General features: G+C 36.1%; 18 protein-coding genes, 1 riboswitch and 2 other annotated features (1 of these 21 running past the window's edge). Of the genes, 3 read left to right on the top strand and 15 right to left on the bottom strand.

Features of this window, described 5'->3' with window-relative positions; genetic code table 11:
* Window positions 1–245: a binding site (T-box leader), on the top strand (it extends 14 nt beyond the left edge of the window).
* A gap of 56 nt (window positions 246–301) precedes the next feature.
* Window positions 302–1,657: a branched-chain amino acid transport system II carrier protein BrnQ3 gene (brnQ3, locus tag CO726_RS07245; RefSeq protein ID WP_099683813.1), complete on the top strand. Its 1,356-nt coding sequence runs from the start codon at window positions 302–304 to the stop codon at window positions 1,655–1,657.
* A gap of 23 nt (window positions 1,658–1,680) precedes the next feature.
* On the opposite strand, the gene CO726_RS07240 is transcribed toward brnQ3, so the two are convergent.
* From CO726_RS07240 to gltP, 9 genes are all read right to left on the bottom strand, one after another.
* Entirely contained in the window at window positions 1,681–2,019 is a 339-nt protein-coding gene (locus CO726_RS07240) for a DUF3922 domain-containing protein (protein ID WP_136699476.1), read from the bottom strand.
* 54 nt (window positions 2,020–2,073) lie between these two features.
* A complete protein-coding gene (locus CO726_RS07235) occupies window positions 2,074–2,706 on the bottom strand; it encodes a response regulator (protein ID WP_000598709.1) in 633 nt (210 codons plus the stop codon).
* A complete protein-coding gene (locus CO726_RS07230; protein WP_098759129.1) occupies window positions 2,703–3,758 on the bottom strand; it encodes a sensor histidine kinase in 1,056 nt (351 codons plus the stop codon). Before CO726_RS07230 ends, CO726_RS07235 begins: the two co-directional genes overlap by 4 nt.
* On the bottom strand, window positions 3,758–4,498 hold the full coding sequence (liaF, locus tag CO726_RS07225; RefSeq protein ID WP_099683811.1) for a cell wall-active antibiotics response protein LiaF: 741 nt from the start codon (window positions 4,496–4,498) through the stop codon (window positions 3,758–3,760). Before liaF ends, CO726_RS07230 begins: the two co-directional genes overlap by 1 nt.
* A 106-nt stretch (window positions 4,499–4,604) precedes the next feature.
* A complete protein-coding gene (locus tag CO726_RS07220; protein ID WP_000814138.1) occupies window positions 4,605–5,267 on the bottom strand; it encodes a PspA/IM30 family protein in 663 nt (220 codons plus the stop codon).
* Window positions 5,268–5,317: 50 nt separating this feature from the next.
* Window positions 5,318–5,674, bottom strand: coding sequence for a lmo0954 family membrane protein (locus tag CO726_RS07215; protein WP_000808632.1), 357 nt, complete (start codon window positions 5,672–5,674; stop codon window positions 5,318–5,320).
* A 226-nt stretch (window positions 5,675–5,900) separates the two neighbouring features.
* On the bottom strand, window positions 5,901–7,217 hold the full coding sequence (locus tag CO726_RS07210; protein ID WP_099683810.1) for a Na+/H+ antiporter NhaC family protein: 1,317 nt from the start codon (window positions 7,215–7,217) through the stop codon (window positions 5,901–5,903).
* 94 nt (window positions 7,218–7,311) lie between these two features.
* A riboswitch (SAM riboswitch) is annotated at window positions 7,312–7,417 on the bottom strand.
* A 120-nt stretch (window positions 7,418–7,537) separates the two neighbouring features.
* A complete protein-coding gene (locus tag CO726_RS07205; RefSeq protein WP_099683809.1) occupies window positions 7,538–8,056 on the bottom strand; it encodes a ribonuclease FAU-1 family protein in 519 nt (172 codons plus the stop codon).
* A 66-nt stretch (window positions 8,057–8,122) separates the two neighbouring features.
* On the bottom strand, window positions 8,123–9,394 hold the full coding sequence (gene gltP / locus CO726_RS07200; protein ID WP_098759134.1) for a glutamate/aspartate:proton symporter GltP: 1,272 nt from the start codon (window positions 9,392–9,394) through the stop codon (window positions 8,123–8,125).
* A 493-nt stretch (window positions 9,395–9,887) separates the two neighbouring features.
* Here gltP and CO726_RS07195 point away from each other — a divergent pair, with 493 nt between their 5' ends.
* Both CO726_RS07195 and CO726_RS31715 read left to right on the top strand, forming a co-directional pair.
* On the top strand, window positions 9,888–11,150 hold the full coding sequence (locus CO726_RS07195; protein WP_099683808.1) for a murein hydrolase activator EnvC family protein: 1,263 nt from the start codon (window positions 9,888–9,890) through the stop codon (window positions 11,148–11,150).
* A 100-nt stretch (window positions 11,151–11,250) separates the two neighbouring features.
* Window positions 11,251–11,412 (top strand): hypothetical protein, encoded by a 162-nt coding sequence (locus tag CO726_RS31715; RefSeq protein ID WP_169513023.1) that lies wholly within the window; start codon window positions 11,251–11,253, stop codon window positions 11,410–11,412.
* Here CO726_RS31715 and CO726_RS07190 read toward each other — a convergent pair.
* The 6 genes from CO726_RS07190 to CO726_RS07160 form a co-directional block, all read right to left on the bottom strand.
* Window positions 11,402–12,754, bottom strand: a complete 1,353-nt coding sequence (locus CO726_RS07190; protein ID WP_136699449.1) for a sodium-dependent transporter — start codon at window positions 12,752–12,754, stop codon at window positions 11,402–11,404. The two genes, CO726_RS31715 and CO726_RS07190, sit on opposite strands and share 11 nt — an antisense overlap.
* A gap of 112 nt (window positions 12,755–12,866) precedes the next feature.
* Window positions 12,867–13,115: a binding site (T-box leader), on the bottom strand.
* A 61-nt stretch (window positions 13,116–13,176) separates the two neighbouring features.
* Entirely contained in the window at window positions 13,177–13,794 is a 618-nt protein-coding gene (locus CO726_RS07180) for an NAD(P)-binding protein (protein WP_098759137.1), read from the bottom strand.
* Window positions 13,769–14,524: a sirohydrochlorin chelatase gene (locus CO726_RS07175; protein WP_099683806.1), complete on the bottom strand. Its 756-nt coding sequence runs from the start codon at window positions 14,522–14,524 to the stop codon at window positions 13,769–13,771. Before CO726_RS07175 ends, CO726_RS07180 begins: the two co-directional genes overlap by 26 nt.
* Window position 14,525: 1 nt before the next feature.
* Window positions 14,526–15,302 carry a uroporphyrinogen-III C-methyltransferase gene (gene cobA / locus CO726_RS07170; RefSeq protein ID WP_099683805.1) on the bottom strand — a complete coding sequence of 259 codons (777 nt, stop codon included), beginning with the start codon at window positions 15,300–15,302 and terminating at the stop codon, window positions 14,526–14,528.
* Between the two features lie 86 nt (window positions 15,303–15,388).
* Window positions 15,389–15,589, bottom strand: a complete 201-nt coding sequence (locus tag CO726_RS07165) for a DUF3906 family protein (protein WP_098759140.1) — start codon at window positions 15,587–15,589, stop codon at window positions 15,389–15,391.
* A 10-nt stretch (window positions 15,590–15,599) separates the two neighbouring features.
* Complete coding sequence (locus CO726_RS07160; RefSeq protein WP_099683804.1) at window positions 15,600–17,222, bottom strand: nitrite/sulfite reductase; 1,623 nt, start codon at window positions 17,220–17,222, stop codon at window positions 15,600–15,602.
* Between the last annotated feature and the right edge of the window lie 109 nt (window positions 17,223–17,331).

Here is a 17,331-nt window from a genome sequence, read left to right as displayed (position 1 = left end):
GAGAACGAGTACGTTATAGGACTGTCCCCCAGAGAGTTGGCGAGTTGCTGAAAGCCGACGTTCAGTGCGTAGCCGAAAATCATCTCCGAGAAGTAGAACCGAATGTTACAGTAAGTTCTTACCGGCTGTCCCCCGTTACAAGGAACACGTATCATGTTGTACGTTGTAAAGCCGTATACATATAGACTCATTTCTACATGTATAAATTAGGGTGGTATCGCGGGTAAATATAACTCGTCCCTTTCTTTAGGGACGAGTTTTTTGTGTTCTTACAAATGAATTTAAAAAAGGAGGAAAAACAATGAACACTGTATCAAAAAAACATATTTTTTTCACGGGTCTTATGCTATTTTCTTTATTTTTTGGGGCAGGTAATTTAATTTTCCCTCCCATGCTTGGACAAAATGCAGGTGAAAATTTTTGGCCGGCAATGATTGGATTTTTACTAACAGGAGTCGGTTTACCATTATTAACTGTTATTGCAATTTCTTTATCAGGAAACGGTATGCAACAACTCGCAAGTCATGTTCACCCATTATTCGGAATTTTCTTTACGGTAGTTGTATACATCGCAATCGGTCCTTCTATGGGAATTCCACGCGTTGCGAATGTCGCTTATGAGATGGGCGTTAGTTCTTTCTTACCAGAAACAATTCGCTCTAGTAACCTAATACTATTCTTATACACAGTTATCTTCTTCGCTATCGTATTTTGGCTTAGCTTAAATCCATCCAAACTTGTCGATCGCATCGGAAATATATTAACACCTATTTTATTACTTTCTATTTTCTTATTGTTTGTTAAAAGTGTATTTACACCACTCGGGCAATCAGGACCAGCAATGCAAGAGTATCAAACTTCTCCAATCTTCAAAGGCTTTATGGAAGGATACTTAACGATGGATACCATTTCTGCGCTTGCATTTGGAATTATCGTTGTAAATGCGATTCGCTCTAAAGGTGTAAAGGATCGTAAATCCATTGCCATCGCAACAGCGAAAGCAGGACTTATTGCCGCTACTGGTCTCGTACTTGTATATGGTGCACTTGGCTGGCTCGGTGCAACTAGCGTCTCGCTCGGATATGCAAAAAATGGCGGACAATTACTAACTGTTATCGTACAACAGTTATTCGGTCCATACGGTTTGCTTCTATTATCTCTTATTGTTACACTCGCTTGCTTAACGACATGTGTTGGACTTGTATCTGCATGTAGTCAATATTTCTCAACATTATTGACTACATTTTCATACAAAACGTTAGCGAGTATCATTTGTGCATTAGGATTATTAGTTGCCAACTTAGGATTAACAAAAATTATTGCCATCTCTGTTCCAATTCTACTTGTTGTATATCCAATTGCAATTGTACTTGTTCTACTATCATTACTTCATAAATATTTCGGCGGATATCGCTCTGTTTATGTAGGTGCTTTAATTGGAGCAGCAATCGTAAGCGTATTTGATGGATTAAAACAAGGTGGTATTTCAGTTTCATTTATCACTCCATATTTTGAATTTATCCCTTTATATAATGAAGGAATAGGCTGGCTAATACCAGCATTAGCCGGAGCTCTTATCGGCCTTATAATCGCTAAGTTAAGCGGTGCGAAAAAAGTGCCCTTACTAACCGAATCTAATGAAGTAAAAGTATCCTAAAAAACTCCCTTTCGGGAGTTTTTTTACATTTGAAAAGCAGTATGATTAAAACTGCTTATTTTATAAGCTTTCGTATAATAGTCAATATTTGTATCCACTGTTTCTACTTTGACAACATCGTAACGATCTTCTTGTTTCACTAAAAATAAATAGTACTCTTCTGTCGCCTCAACAATTGCAATTTTATCTGTTTCAACATTATATTGTTCACAAAGCGCTTGTAATGCGTTCACATAATCCCCTAATTTTTTAGACTTATCCATGCCAAATATAGTTTGAACTAACATATACATTCTCCCCTTTGTATGTACTGTTAACAACTTAATGATAACGCTTACATTAATTAACGTCAATAAAAAGATTTGGAGCAAACTGTAATCAGTGGGGGAGCCCCCACTGATTACAGTTTCACCTTATCACTTCGTCAATTGATGTCTAAACGCATAAATAACCGCCTGCGTACGATCACTTACATTTAATTTATTTAATATATTACTTACATGTGTCTTTACCGTTTTAAGTGCAATAAATAGCTCATCCGCAATCTCTTGATTACTTTTTCCCTCTGCAATTAATAACAAAATTTCAGACTCTCTTTCTGTTAACTCTTCATGCAAAGGCTGTTCTTTCTTCTGACGCATACGAGACATCATTTTACCAGTAACTTTTGGCTCTAATACCGTTTCTCCATCGTAAGTAGCTCGTACCGCGTCTGCTATATCACTTGCTCTTGATGTTTTTAATAAATAACTTGTCGCTCCAGCCTCAATAACAGGGTACAATTTCTCATCATCTAAAAAGCTCGTTACAACTACAATTTTTGCTTCTGGCCATTCCTGAATAATAGCACGTGTGGCTTCAACCCCATCCATCTCATCCATGACAAGGTCCATCAAAATAATATCTGGTCTTAATTGCAAAGCTAACTCTGAACCTTTTCTGCCATTTTCAGCTTCTCCAACTACTTCAATATCTGGCTGCGTTGATAAATATGCTGATACACCCATTCGAACCATTTCATGATCATCAACCAATAATACTTTTATCATGACTCTCCCCCTCTCTCAATCATAATCGGTACTTTCACTTCTATTTGTGTACCTTTATTTGGAAAACTAAGCACTTTTAATGTACCACCAATTTCATGAACCCGCTCTTGCATTGACCTTAAACCATATGAACCAGCCTTATTAACCCCAACTTTAAAACCTACACCATCATCAATAATTTTCAATATTGCATATTGCTCAATCTTGCGTAGACGTACTTCCGTTTTCTTCGCCTTCGCATGCCGTAAAGTATTAGACAGCGCCTCTTGTACAATACGGAATAAATGATCTTCTACACCTTTTTTTAATTGAATTGGTTCAATTAACCATTCAATTTTCATATGTTGCTTTCTAGACAGTTCTGTTAATAATTCTTCTATACCCTCAGTTAGTTTCTTACCCTCTAACTGTACTGGGCGTAAATGAAGAAGCAATGCTCTCATTTCTGATTGTGCATTTACAACCATATTTTCAACGAGATGCAATTGCTTTTTCGTCGTTTCTGGAAATTCAGCTACTTGTTCATTAATAGCCGACATCATCATCGACATTGCAAAAAGCTGCTGACTTACAGAATCATGCAGCTCCCTCGCCAATCGATGCCTTTCTTGGGAAATCGCTTCTTGTCTCATCTCTTCATTCCAATGAGCTCGTTCATTCGTTACTTTTTGAAAGAGTCCAGCTTGCTCCTCTAATCGACGAGCCAGAACGATTACTTTTCGTTCCACTTCATGAAATTCATCATCTGCAGTAAACGAAACATCGCTCGGAAAATTCCCTCGCTCTACTTCAAATAGAAAAGTATTTAATCCTTGTATACGCTGCTCTATATAGTAACCGATTGCATATCCTACAATTCCCCCGATAAGTAAACTTGTAGTCATAATAAACAAGCCAATTGGAACAGAAGCGATGGATTCCTTCCATAATAAATCATACACTTGTTGCTCGCTTTTCCATACATATACAATTGTACAAATAAGTGCGATACTAACAGAGGACAACATAGAATAACGAATATACATCCACGAAATATTTTTTTGTTTTTTCATTATACTTTCCTCACTTCCGTATCGCCTACGACAAGCGAAGAAATAATTTTAATGCGGCGAGGAGCCTCTTTATACTGCTCTGTTCTAAATGTAACATTGCGGTTAAACCCTGTCTCTTCATGACCTGGCAAGAGCACACGTCCGACAATAACAGAATGATTTAAAGACAGTTCAATATCATATGGCACATATAAACGGATATTACCAACGACACCTCGAATAGCAATTACCGTCTCCCCTTCTGGGATCATAGCAGTTGTTAAATCTATTTCCACATCACAAGCACCATATTGAACATTAATATCCTCAAGTTCATAAATATGATCCATCATTCGTATATTCCCTACAAACATATTTTTTAAATATGGTTCTGTACGATATATTTGCTTCTCTTCGTCTATAATCCCTTTTTCTTTAATTTCAACCTTCATTACTTTTTGCTGATGTCCTTGTTGAATCAGTTGATAACCAATTAAAGCTAAACAAGCAAATACGACAAGAACAAATGCTGCTGATGAAAATAAGAAGAATAAAAATACGATACCACCAACAAATAAAAATACATTTCCCCGTACGTAACGATTCTTTTTACGATAATGCCTTCCAAACATAAGCATAATAAATGCAAAAATGAGACCACCTGGCTCAAAATGTCCAAGTATCATATCAAGAAAAAGACCGAATCCAAATATGATGAGGAGCATCCCCATTAATTGTGTTTTTGAAAAATGCTTCTTCATTTCAGCTCCCCCCTTCTTTTCACATATACATAGAAGAAAAGGCATTGCTTTCCAACACCTTTTCTCCTATCACTATATCATAAGCCTGTTTTATAATATACTACTATTATTTTGTTAACTCTTTCGTTAACGATACATCATTCTTTTCTTTCATTTCACGCTCAAGCTTTGCAATCTTCATATCAAATGTGTCACGTTCATGCTCCTCATTCATACGAGTTTCTAAGTCACGAATATGATCTTCAATTTCTTCAAAGCGTAAGAATGGATTATTTTCATCCATTTTATGCATCGCAGTATTCATACGGCGATTTGCATGTGCCATATTTTCACGTGCCATTAATTCCATACGTTTCGCGTGCATTTCTTTTAATTTATTTTTCATTTCAGAAAGACGACGCTCTAACTCATCGATTTGCTCTACAACACCTGCATACATTTCTTCTAATCGAGTTACTTGCCCTTCATAATAAGCTACTTCTTCTAATGCACGCTCATGTAGTTGTAATTCGCCTGCTTCTTGAGCGATGATAGCTTGCTTTGATCTTTTATTCACGAAATAACGCGCTTGCTCAAGCTCACGAGCAAAGTTAGATTTTAATGTTTTATGACGCTGAATTAACTTCTCAATTTTTGTTATTTCACGCTCACTATCGCGTAAATATTGATTTAGCATAGCAATTGGATTTTTTCTTTCTTTCTCATCTAACACATTATGAAAATCTGCTAAAATTGCATCGCGTACACGTCCGAATAAAGATTGTTTCATTATAATCTTCCTCTCTTCTACTTTATAAATTTGATTTGATTTATTTTATATTAGTTTTTCATTAACTTGTTCCACTCATCTTCAAAGTTGCTATATGGTTTAGAACTTTCTGGAGCAGAATCAACAACTACATCTTTTTCTTTTTTCCACTCACGGTAGCCGTAGTATAAAACTACTAATGCTGCAATACCGATTAATGCTGGGGAATGAGAAAGGGCGATGGACAAGCCGATTAAACCAACAATACCCCAAGCTAACTTTCCAAAAAATGATTGTGCTCGCACAAATGATTTATAGCTCCAGTACACAACTCCTGCTCCAATTGCGAATCCTATAATACCAGCAAGACTGCCAAGAGCAATTAAAGCTAAAATACCAGCTGCGATAAACGCTAGAAATTGTTTCATCTTGTGCTTGCCTCCCTTCGATTTGATACTCTTATCTTAACTATTTTTTCTTTTTTCCATAACGAGCTTAAGAACCGTTTTCGACTCAGACTTAAGACCGAGTTGCATTCAGCCTTTTGTAAAAACATACAGTAGCATTGGATAATTCTCTTGTATCGCACATAAAAAGCCGTACAGAGAACATTCTCTGTACGGCTTTCGTTACTTTTAATAAACTTCATTTTCATTATGCTGTTTTATGATACTCTTTCTTTCCTGCTACTTTAGAAAACCTCGGGAAACCAATTAATATAGAAATGATTCCACATACTCCAACTAAGATCGGATAAAACGCATATGGTAACAGTTCAATAGGAGATAACGCCGCAAATCCTGCTGCCGTTAACATTTGCGCACCATACGGAATTAATCCTTGCACACAGCATGAGAAAAGATCTAATACACTCGCTGATTTACGAGGATCAATTTCATATTGATCTGCGATGTTTTTCGCAAGCGGACCTGTAAAGATAATAGAAATTGTATTATTCGCTGTACACATATTTGTCATACCTACTAAGCCAGCGATACCGAACTCTGCTCCTTTTTTTGAACGAATGTTTCGCGTTAAAAGATTCATTAAATATTGAATGCCACCATTATATTGAATCAGTTCGACCATACCGCCAATTAAAATAGCAAGTAATACTAACTCCATCATACCGCCCATTCCAGTCGTTACACTTTTAAAGAAACTCTCTAACGTGTAACTTCCATCTAAAAGACCAATAACGCCAGATAGTACAGTTCCACCAGTTAACACGATAAGTACATTCCAACCAAGTAGTGCTGTAATAAGTACTCCTGCATACGGTAAAATCTTTATCCAGTCAAAACTATGCGCTTTAATCTGCGTATCGCTTCCTAAAGTAATGATTACTAATAGTACAATTGTAATAATAGCTGCTGGTAATACAATTAAAAAGTTCGTTTTAAACTTATCTTTCATTTCTGTCCCTTGTGAACGTACAGCTGCGATTGTTGTATCTGAAATAAATGATAAATTATCACCAAACATCGCTCCGCCAACAACTGTCGCCATCGTAAGTGCAATTGAGATATCAGTTTGCCCACTAATACCTACAGCAATTGGTGCTAATGCAGCAATTGTTCCCATTGAAGTTCCCATCGCTAATGAAATAAATGCCCCTATAACAAAAATTCCAGCTACGATAAATCCTTGCGGTAAAATTGATAATGCTAAGTTAACTGTAGAATCAACGCCGCCCATCCCTTTTGCTGTTTCAGAAAACGCTCCTGCCAGTACAAAAATCAGAACCATAATCATAATATCTGGGTTCCCTGCACCTTTAGCAAATCGTTCCACTTTTACATTAAAACTTTCTTTACGATTCATTGCTAAAGCGACTCCTACAGCAATTGAAATCGCTACAAGTATCGGCAATTTATAGAAATCACCTGTAATAATTCCAGAACCAATAAATAGCGCCAAAAATATTCCAAGTGGTAATAAAGCCAAACCATTTCCTCTCGTTTCTTTCAAAGTACCATCTCTCCCTAGTTTCAACCTTTTTCTAATGAATAACAAAAGACCTCTTCCAATGAGAAGAGGTCTTATACATCTATAAGAAACGCTCTTCTCATCTTTCAAGCACATGCTTGCTGGATTTGGCACAGCACTCTGAAATCGAGTCCGCTGCCGAGGCATCGTAGGGCCAGTCCCTCCGCCTCTCTTTATAAGAAGGTTTTATATTTATTTTTTAATAATAATTTCTTCCCTAACTTTACTCGCTTACAAAACAAAAGTCAATTATTTTTTGTATAGATTTTTTTGGTAATTATACAAAAATTTGAATACAACAATCATTTTAACTTTTTGATTTCTTCTTCCAATATTGAAATCCAATAAAATTCATTATTTTTTATTACTTCTAGTATCCATCTCGTAGTGTACCAAGTTAAACCGTACTCTTCTTTTGTAACATCGCCACTTTTATAAGCGTCCTCTAACTCATCTTCATCCAATATATACATCTTGCCGTTCGGTAATAACACTACATCTAAATATAAATCATCAAAATACGGTAAACCACGGTCGTCTATTTCATATTCTTTCGCAACATCGATGTAATATTGCACTAAATTTTTTTGATCATCTAACATAGCTGTAATCGCAAAGTTTTTCCCGTTTATGAAATATTGAATCCACGTATACTGATTCGCTGCAATGCAAAGTTCTTCACCATCATATTCTTTACAACTAGGTTCTCTCACCTTTTTTATTTCCAGTATTCCTAGCATTCCCTCTTCTATTTGCTTAACCTTATAATCCTTCTCTATTAGTCGCTTCCACGAAGAACCGTCACCATATTTACGTTTCATTACGTCTGCTCCCCTTCTATATAGAAAAGCCCCCACATATTATGTGAGAGCTTGTTCAAATTATAATTAAGCTGCTTGCTTATTAGAAATTTCTTTCAAATAGGCTTGTCCTTTTTCGGCGTCATACTGACCTTCCCACTTAGACATAACCACAGCTGCTAAAGAGTTACCTACAACGTTAACTGCTGTACGAGCCATATCTAAAATACGGTCAATACCAGCAATGAATGCTAAACCTTCAGGTGGAATACCTACTGTACCAAGTGTCGCTAATAATACAACGAATGATACGCCCGGTACACCTGCGATACCTTTTGATGTAACCATTAATACAAGTAATAATGTAATTTGTTGTGTAATAGATAATTCAATACCGTACATTTGCGCCAAGAAAATAGCGGCAATTGCTTGATATAAAGTTGATCCATCTAAGTTAAATGAATAACCTGTCGGAATAACGAAAGATGTAATTGCTTTCGGACAACCGAACTTCTCCATTTTCTCCATGATTTTTGGTAAAACTGTTTCTGAACTTGCTGTAGAATATGCTAAGATCAGTTCGTCTTTTAAAATTTTAAAGAATTGGAAAATGTTAATTCCAAATATTTTCGCTGTAAGTCCTAAGACAACTACAACGAAGAAGATCATTGCTCCGTATACGACAATGAGTAATTTCCCTAACGGAATTAATGAAGCTAAACCGAATGTAGAAACTGTAACACCAATTAATGCAAATACACCAAATGGCGCAAACTTCATAACTTGGTTCGTTACGTAAAACATTGCATCAGCTACACCTTGGAAAAATTGAAGAACCGGTCGTCCTCTTTCACCAATCGCTGCTACACCTAAACCAAATAATACAGAGAAGAAGATGATAGCAAGCATATCTCCATCAGCTAATGACTTCATAATGTTCGTTGGAACAATATTTACAAATGTATCTGCAAATGAATGACTTTGTACTTGCTCTGTCGTATGTGTATATTTCGAAATATCTGTCTTTGTTAACTGCTCCATATTTACGCCTTTTCCTGGTTGGAAAATATTCGCAATTAATAGACCGACAACAATTGCAATTGTTGTAATAATTTCAAAGTAAATAATTGTTTTTCCGCCTAGTCGGCCTAATTTTTTAACATCGCCAACACCAGCAACCCCAACAACAATACTTGCTACAACAATCGGTACAACGATCATTTTAATTAATCGGATGAAAATATCACCAATTGGTTGTAAGTAACTCACCACTGCCGGATTGCCAAAGAAAATCGCCCCAACTGCAATACCAAGCGCAAGTCCTATTAATATTTGCCATGCAAGTCCTATTCTTTTCATATTTGTTGTAACCCCCTCTTCGATGTGTCACTCTATCTCTCACTCTATCTCTATAAAACATGAAATTAAGAGTATTACATATTATTCGACAATTCACTACATTTTGTCCCTATTAAAAATCATAAATCAAAAAATTAAATCTGACAACAAAATAAGTTTGCCCGAACGCAAATAATTTTCTTGACAAAAACAAAACCCATGTCAGAAAACCTCACATGAGAACGATTCCTTACTAGTATTTTATTGGGTTTCCAAATCAAATTTCACTATATAAAACAGTCTCGTTTATTCCTTTATTTAACAATAACAATCCAGAACACACCTTTGTTGCACGAACTAAAAAATAGAATCACTATTACAATTACCGTAAAAAAATGATAAATTCCGACAAAACTTAGCAATTTTATAAAATTTTCTTTACATTATGGTTACAACGATAGACACTCTTCTTCTTATGATATATAACATTCATAGGGAAAGGAGCCAGACAACCATGAAAAAGAAATTTGCAGCGTTTAGTGTTTTAGCAGCAGGAACACTTTTTGTTTCTCCGTTACTTTCACCCGTATACGCTGAAACGAATCAAGATAAATTATCTAATATTCAATCTGAATTAGAAGGAAAACAAAATGACTTACAAAATAAATCAGCTGAGAAAGAACAAATAGAAAAAGAAATTCAAGAATTACAAAAGAAAATTGATGACTTAACTACTTCTATTAATAAAAACGAAGCTGAATTAAATGATACAAAAAAAGAAATTAGTAAAACACAACAAGTAATTGCTGAAAAGAAGAAACATATAGAGCAATTACAAACAAACATAGATACACGTCAGGAAGTTATTAAGCAACGTTTACAATCTATGCAAGAAAAACCTCGTACAAATATCATTACAGAGGTATTAACAAATTCCTCCAATATTGCTGATCTTGTTGATAATATGTACTCTGTCAGTTTAATTTTAAACAACGATACTGATATTGTGAAAAAACAAACAACTGACCAAAATGCTATGACGAAAGAAAAAGAGGCTGTCGAGAAAAAAGAGCAACAATTAAAAGAATCCGAACAGAAATTAGTTCAAAAACAACAAGAATTGCAAACGAATCAGCAACAGCAGCAAACATTTATTAGCGATCTACATACGAAAGTAGCAAAAGTAGATTCAGAGATTGAAGGATTAGAAGAATCAAAAGGTATTTTAGAAAATCAGCGTCAAGTTGTTCAAAAAGCAATTGAAGAAGAAAAACGTGCCGAAGAGGCTCGTAAAGCTGAGGAAGCCCGCAAGGCAGAAGAAGCTCGTAAACAAGCTACTACATCTGCTCAAGCAGCTCCAACACCGCACGATACAAATATTGGCGGCTTTATTAAGCCAGCAGCTGGATCAAAAACTTCTGGATTTGGCGTGCGCTCTATAGATAACCATAAAGGAATCGATATCGCCGCTTCAGGAACCGTTCCAATTATCGCTGCTGCTGATGGCGTTGTTATTCGCTCAGAATTATCATCTAGTTATGGAAATGTTGTGTACTTATCTCACCGTATAAACGGAAAAACATATACGACAGTATATGCTCATATGAGTAGCCGTTCTGTATCGAATGGACAAACTGTAAAACAAGGAACTCAACTTGGATTTATGGGGAATACTGGCCAATCATACGGACAACATTTACACTTCGAACTTCACCTTGGAGAATGGAATGTCGGCAAGACAAACGCAGTTGATCCATCTCCTTATATCGGATTATAAAAAACTCGGTGCATACCGAGTTTTTTTATTTCCACTTCACACACTATAGGCATTCCACATAAACTACAACTAAATGCCTATATCTTACGGGGTGAATCATATGAATACAGAATTACAACAAAAAATAGAAGAGGCTAGAGAAACTTACATTGGCCGGCTATTTACATTTGGCGGCTCAGCATTATTTTTAATTGGATCATTCCTCGCAGTCGTCACAGCCTATAAAGCCTATAATCGTTTATTAAATACACCTACAACATAATAAATACACCTATCGCATTTAAAAATACAATAATTACAGTTACTGGAATAACATAACGAAGCAAGAAGAACCAAATATTAAATAATGTTTTCCCTTTCGTTTCCGTAACTTCTAATTCTTTCATTAACATTTCTTTACTCATTTTATTTGGTACGAATAGCGAAATGGCTAGTACCCCTAACGGCAGTAATACGTTACTTACCGAAAAATCGACTAAGTCAAAGAATGTTTTTCCGAATATTTTCACATCACTCATAATGCCAAACGATAGTGCTGACGGAATTCCAACTGCAAAAATAAGAATACCAATTAATAATGATGCTGACGGACGCTTTTTCTCATTATCCTTCGCAACAGATGCTACTACAATTTCAAGCATGGAAATCGCAGATGTTAACGTTGCAAAGAAGAATAAAATTAAAAACATAATGAAGAAAAATTGTCCAAATGGTATTTTCGCAAATACTGCTGGAAGGACGATAAACAGTAACCCTGGCCCTTCAGTCGGCTTAACACCTAATGCGAAAATCGCTGGGAAAATCGCTAATCCTGCAAGTACTGTAATAAAAACAGTTAAACTTACAATAGATGTTGCTGATTTAGCTAAATGTTCTTCTTTCTTCAAATATGAACTATACGTTACCATTACTGAGGCACCAACTGTTAGCGAGAAGAACGATTGTCCCATCGCATATAAAATCGTATCTGCTGTCAGCTTTGAAAAATCTGGTTTTAAGAAGAACTCTACCCCAGCAAAAGCACCATCAAGTGTTAACGCACGAATAATGATAGCAATAAACAAAATAAATAATAGCGGCATCATATACTTACTTGCTTTTTCTATCCCTTTCTCTACACCTTTACTTACAACAAAAATAGTGCAAAGCATAAAGATAAATTGCGCTCCAATCGCGCTTACTGGATTTGAAATCGTTTCACCAAACAATTTCCCATAATCAACAACACCATTCCAGAAGCTTCCTGTAACACTATAGTATAAGTACAGTAAAATCCATCCACCTACAACACTATAAAAAGATAGTACACTAAAACAAGTAACAACTCCCATACGACCAATCCAAGGATATACTTTACTATTTGGTACTAGTACTTTATAAGCTGTAACTGCCTCTTTTTGCGTACTACGTCCAATAACAAATTCAGCTAAAAGAAGTGGCATACCTATAAATAAAGTTAATAGTAAAAATACAAGGAAGAATGCGCCTCCCCCACCATTACCTGCAACATATGGAAATTTCCATATCGCACCAAGACCTACCGCTGCTCCGGCTGCTGCGAGTACAAAACCTATTTTCGACGTCCATTGCTGTGTTTCTTTCATCATAAATTCTCCTTTTCTGAATATTTAAACTTTTGTTAATTATACACTTTCATTTCATACTCGCACACCTCCTTTAGAAAATAAAAAAAGTCCCCTACACGCAAATATGCATGTAGAGGACGATATATGTAATGTAAATACCGTGGTACCACCTCAATTGGATTGATAAATCCCACTTGTTCAAGTACAGGAAAAACTCCGATACTCTATCCTTTTAACGGCGGAACCCGGGTTGCCTACTACAATGTTCAACATACCTCTCGCAAGCCCATTCTGTATATTTTATCGTACCGGGCTCACACCTTACCCCAGCTCTCTGAACGTATCAAATATACATACTCTTCTTGCTCATCGATTTCATCTATTGAAGTTACTTGTGATTATAAATTATATTTTTATAGTTGTAAAGTACAATTTTTTCATTATCCTATATGAACTCTTCTCTCTAATTCTTGTAAAAACAATTCTCTTTTTTGTTCATTTTGAACATATATCGACTTTAATACCTCTTGCAACAATATATTTCTCTGCCTTTTCTCTATTTGTAATTCTTTCACTTTTATTCTAACTTCGTATAAAAAATCAAGATACGCTTCATACGCCTCATCATATTTATTTGCGATATCATCACGAATTTTTTTTGCAAGTTTCGGGCTCGCTCCTCCGGTAGAAACAGCCACATTCAGTAATCCACGATGAATCGCTGCCGGAAAATGAACATTACCACTTTCCGGGTTCGTAATAACATTTACTAATTGATTCTCTGCGCTATCTTCAGCAATTTGTTCATTTAATACAGCATCACTACTCGCTGCAACAACTAAAAAAGCATCTTTAATATCACTTTTTTCATACTCTCTTTGATACCAACGAATTTTCTTTTCTTCTACAAGTTTCACTAAATTTGCATCCAATTCAGGGCTTACCACAACTATATCCGCACCTTGTTTTAATAAAGGAATAATTTTGAACCCCGCGACTTTCCCTCCACCAATGACAACAACACGTTTCTTCTCAACTCGCACTGTAAGTGGATACATATTGATCTCCCTTCAATAATTTCTTCGTTTTCTGAATTAACATATACTGAAACGCTTCATTCTTTCCTAAATACGGACTTATTTTTATCTCATCCAACTCATATTGGCGCACTTCTTTTTCAATATGTTTCATAAGTAAACCTGTAAATAACAAGTAAGGCAGCACAACGATGTTCTTTTCTTTTCGTTCTACAACTTCCTTTAACTTCTCCTCAAATTTTGGCTCTGCAGCCGCTAAATAACAAACCTCTACTTTTTTAATTTTCTCTTCCTTTTGAAATAAAGAAGCAATCCAGTTTATATTTCTTAATACCTCAGGATCACTACTCCCTCTTGCAACGAGAAGTAGCGTCACTTCATTCTTATCTTCCTGTTCGATGCCACTTCCGTTATACACCGATTTAACAAGTGTTTCTGATACACCAAACGGGTTACCATAGGTCACTTTAACATTCGAAAATTGATTATTTAACTTTTCCAATTCAAACGGGATATCTTTTTTCACATGACCTGCCGCTAATAAAAAAACTGGAATAACAATAATCTCTGTAGCACCACGCTTCACACATGTACGGAATCCTTCATCAATAGTTGGACTCGCTAACTCTAAAAAACAAACTTCTTGAATACTTGCCTCTACACGGTTCATGCATGACGTAATAAATGCAATCGCTTCTTCTTTAGCTGCTTTCAAACGACTTCCATGACATATATATAAGATGGCTTTCATTTTATAACACTCCACTTACTTGATACGTACTTTCTGTCTGTTTCTCAAACCAATGGATTTTTTCTCTAAAACGGACCACTTCTCCAATTACAATCATGCTTGGATTTTGAATTTGTTCTTTTTTTGCAACATCTACAATTGTTCCTAACGTCCCAACAACTGTGCGCTGCATAGATGTCGTTCCCCGCTCAATAATAGCAGTAGGTGTACTTTTATCTTTTCCATACTTCATCAGTTGTTCACATATGTAGGGTAAATTGCTAACCCCCATATATACAGCTAAAGTCTCTACACCTTTCGCTAAATTTTCCCACTTCACTTCCTCTTCAGCATCTTCTTTCCTATGCCCCGTCACAATAGCAAAACTTGCACTTGCATCACGATGTGTCACTGGAATGCCCGCATAAGTAGGAGCAGCTATTCCAGCTGAAATACCAGGAACAATTTCAAATGGTACACCTTGCTTTGCTAACGCTTCAGCTTCTTCTCCCCCCCTACCAAACACAAATGGATCGCCGCCCTTAAGCCTCGTTACAACTTTTCCTTTTTTCGCATACTTAATAAGAAACGTGTTAATTGTCTCTTGCTTCATCGTGTGATAATTTGGTAGTTTTCCGCAATAAATTAAATCCGCTTCAGGCTTTGCATAGGAAAGCAACTCTTTATTCACGAGACGGTCGTATAAAATAACATCTGCCTTCTCAATACATTTCAACCCTTTCACAGTAATTAAATCTGGATCACCAGGACCCGCACCAACGATATAAACCTTCCCCATCATCTCTCCTCATTTCTACTATTAAAGTGAAACTTCCATCCTTATATACGAATGGAAGTTTTCATTTCTTCATATTTCAATGTCCCTTACTCATGAATAACAAAGGCCGCACTTTTTCGAATCTTCTTTTTTTCAAATAAAGTAATCTCCTTTACCTCTGGTAACGGTAAAAAATGTTTTTCAAGCTCAATCTCCGCCATCTTAAATGCCTGTTCTTCACTTTCAGCAACAACAACAATTGGAACAATGCTATTCACTAATACCGCTTCAAATCGATATAAATCCATATTGCCCCTCCTAAGACGCTATTACTTCTTCTAACACGTTATTTAACGCTATTTGTAATGTCTCTACACCAACACGGCCGACAAAATTATAAAACGTTTCAGCTGGTAATTTATTTTCTTTGAAATAACTTATAAATGATGCGAGTACATCAGGTAGATCCTCGCCATCTATTTTTCCTTTTAACTTTTGATTATAAGCACCGCCATCTAACAACGTTCCACCTACATATATTTCAAATGCCTCAACAATTCCTTTTTCCTTCGTTTTCATTTTCACCCCTTGTAATCCGATGTCAGCAATTTGACGTTGCCCACATGAATTCGGGCATCCTACCATATGAATGCGAACTGGAACATCGAGTGCAATTTGTGTATCTAAGTATGCGGCAATTTTTCGCAATCTTTCTTTCGTTTCTACTAAAGCAAGATTGCAATATTCAATACCAGTACAAGAAACCGCATGACCAATAAACGATTTCGGACTTGCTGATATTGCTGCAAACAACGGCTCACTTAATAAACCCTTTACATTTTCTGGCGGAACATTCGGAATAATGAAGTTTTGCGAATTACATGTACGAATTTGTCCATTTCCATACTGTTTAGCAATTCTTGCAATCTCAAACATTTCTTCCGCATGTAGGCGTCCTACCGGCACATTAAACCCTACATATTTTAGTCCATCTTGTTTTTGATCTTGAACACCATAAAAGTATCCTGCATTCCAGCCTTTGAGAGCACTTTCTCCTTTACTTTGTAAAGGTCCTGTATACTCTATTAGTTTCTCTTTAAATTTCTCTGCTCCCCAGTCAGCAACAAGAAATTTCAAACGAGCTAAATGACGTTTTTCGCGGTATCCAAAATCACGGAATATCGTAGCAATCGCAATCGCTACCGTCTTCACCTCTTCTGGTAAAACGAATACATCTAATTCATCAGCTAAATACGGACGAGCTGATAATCCACCGCCTACTTTTATATGAAAACCAACTTTTTTCTCACCATCTATTTCTTTCGTTGCAGGTGTAAATGCAACACAATTAATCTCTGCGTTTGCTGAGTTATAAATGTTAGAACTAATAGACATTTTAAATTTACGTGGTAAGTTAGAAAACTCTTCATTATGTTGGAAATAGTCATATACTTCTTTCACAATATCGGTTGTATCAAACAGTTCATTTGCATCAATGCCAGCAAGTGGATTCCCAGTAATATTACGCGTTATATCACCACAAGCCCCAGCTGAAGATAACCCAACTCTTGCTAATCTTTTAAAAATATCTGGAATTTGATGAATTTCTAACCAATGAAACTGAATCGCCTGTCTTGTCGTAATATCTATTACGTCACGCCCATAATCCTCAGCGATAGAAGCAAGCACTTCTGCCTGTGCATTCGTAATAATCCCTGAAGGAATATTTACACGCATCATAAAATAACCAGCTTCTTTCGGTCTTTGTAAATACAACCCTGCCCATTTGAATGCGTCCCACTCTTCTTTTGGAATAGATTCGAAGCCATTCTCTGCATAGTAAGGAATATCATTAAAGATTTCCAATCCATCTTTTTTTAATTTATTTTTCTCAGTTTGATTTAATTTTTCATTGTTAGCCCATACTTTTTCATAACTCATTTTTACATCCCCCTATATAAAGTGAAGCTTTAATCAGTGGGGGTTTTATTCATCACCACTGATTATTAGTTGAACCAACCGGGCATTTATGGGCAGCCCGACTCCCACC

It is taken from the genome of Bacillus fungorum (genome assembly GCF_002746455.1).
Classification (GTDB): domain Bacteria; phylum Bacillota; class Bacilli; order Bacillales; family Bacillaceae_G; genus Bacillus_A; species Bacillus_A fungorum.
The sequence above is the reverse complement of the archived record's forward strand: the minus strand, read 5'-3'. Positions and strand labels throughout refer to the sequence as shown.

Excerpts from the sequence above, each read along its gene's own strand:
- brnQ3 (WP_099683813.1), top strand. The coding sequence starts at position 302 with ATGAACACTGTATCAAAAAAACATATTTTTTTCACGGGTCTTATGCTA.
- CO726_RS07235 (WP_000598709.1), bottom strand. The coding sequence starts at position 2,706 with ATGATAAAAGTATTATTGGTTGATGATCATGAAATGGTTCGAATGGGT.
- CO726_RS07230 (WP_098759129.1), bottom strand. The coding sequence starts at position 3,758 with ATGAAAAAACAAAAAAATATTTCGTGGATGTATATTCGTTATTCTATG.
- liaF (WP_099683811.1), bottom strand. The coding sequence starts at position 4,498 with ATGAAGAAGCATTTTTCAAAAACACAATTAATGGGGATGCTCCTCATC.
- CO726_RS07220 (WP_000814138.1), bottom strand. The coding sequence starts at position 5,267 with ATGAAACAATCTTTATTCGGACGTGTACGCGATGCAATTTTAGCAGAT.
- CO726_RS07215 (WP_000808632.1), bottom strand. The coding sequence starts at position 5,674 with ATGAAACAATTTCTAGCGTTTATCGCAGCTGGTATTTTAGCTTTAATT.
- CO726_RS07205 (WP_099683809.1), bottom strand. The coding sequence starts at position 8,056 with ATGAAACGTAAATATGGTGACGGTTCTTCGTGGAAGCGACTAATAGAG.
- gltP (WP_098759134.1), bottom strand. The coding sequence starts at position 9,394 with ATGAAAAGAATAGGACTTGCATGGCAAATATTAATAGGACTTGCGCTT.
- CO726_RS07195 (WP_099683808.1), top strand. The coding sequence starts at position 9,888 with ATGAAAAAGAAATTTGCAGCGTTTAGTGTTTTAGCAGCAGGAACACTT.
- CO726_RS31715 (WP_169513023.1), top strand. The coding sequence starts at position 11,251 with ATGAATACAGAATTACAACAAAAAATAGAAGAGGCTAGAGAAACTTAC.
- CO726_RS07190 (WP_136699449.1), bottom strand. The coding sequence starts at position 12,754 with ATGAAAGAAACACAGCAATGGACGTCGAAAATAGGTTTTGTACTCGCA.
- CO726_RS07180 (WP_098759137.1), bottom strand. The coding sequence starts at position 13,794 with ATGTATCCACTTACAGTGCGAGTTGAGAAGAAACGTGTTGTTGTCATT.
- CO726_RS07175 (WP_099683806.1), bottom strand. The coding sequence starts at position 14,524 with ATGAAAGCCATCTTATATATATGTCATGGAAGTCGTTTGAAAGCAGCT.
- cobA (WP_099683805.1), bottom strand. The coding sequence starts at position 15,302 with ATGGGGAAGGTTTATATCGTTGGTGCGGGTCCTGGTGATCCAGATTTA.
- CO726_RS07165 (WP_098759140.1), bottom strand. The coding sequence starts at position 15,589 with ATGGATTTATATCGATTTGAAGCGGTATTAGTGAATAGCATTGTTCCA.
- CO726_RS07160 (WP_099683804.1), bottom strand. The coding sequence starts at position 17,222 with ATGAGTTATGAAAAAGTATGGGCTAACAATGAAAAATTAAATCAAACT.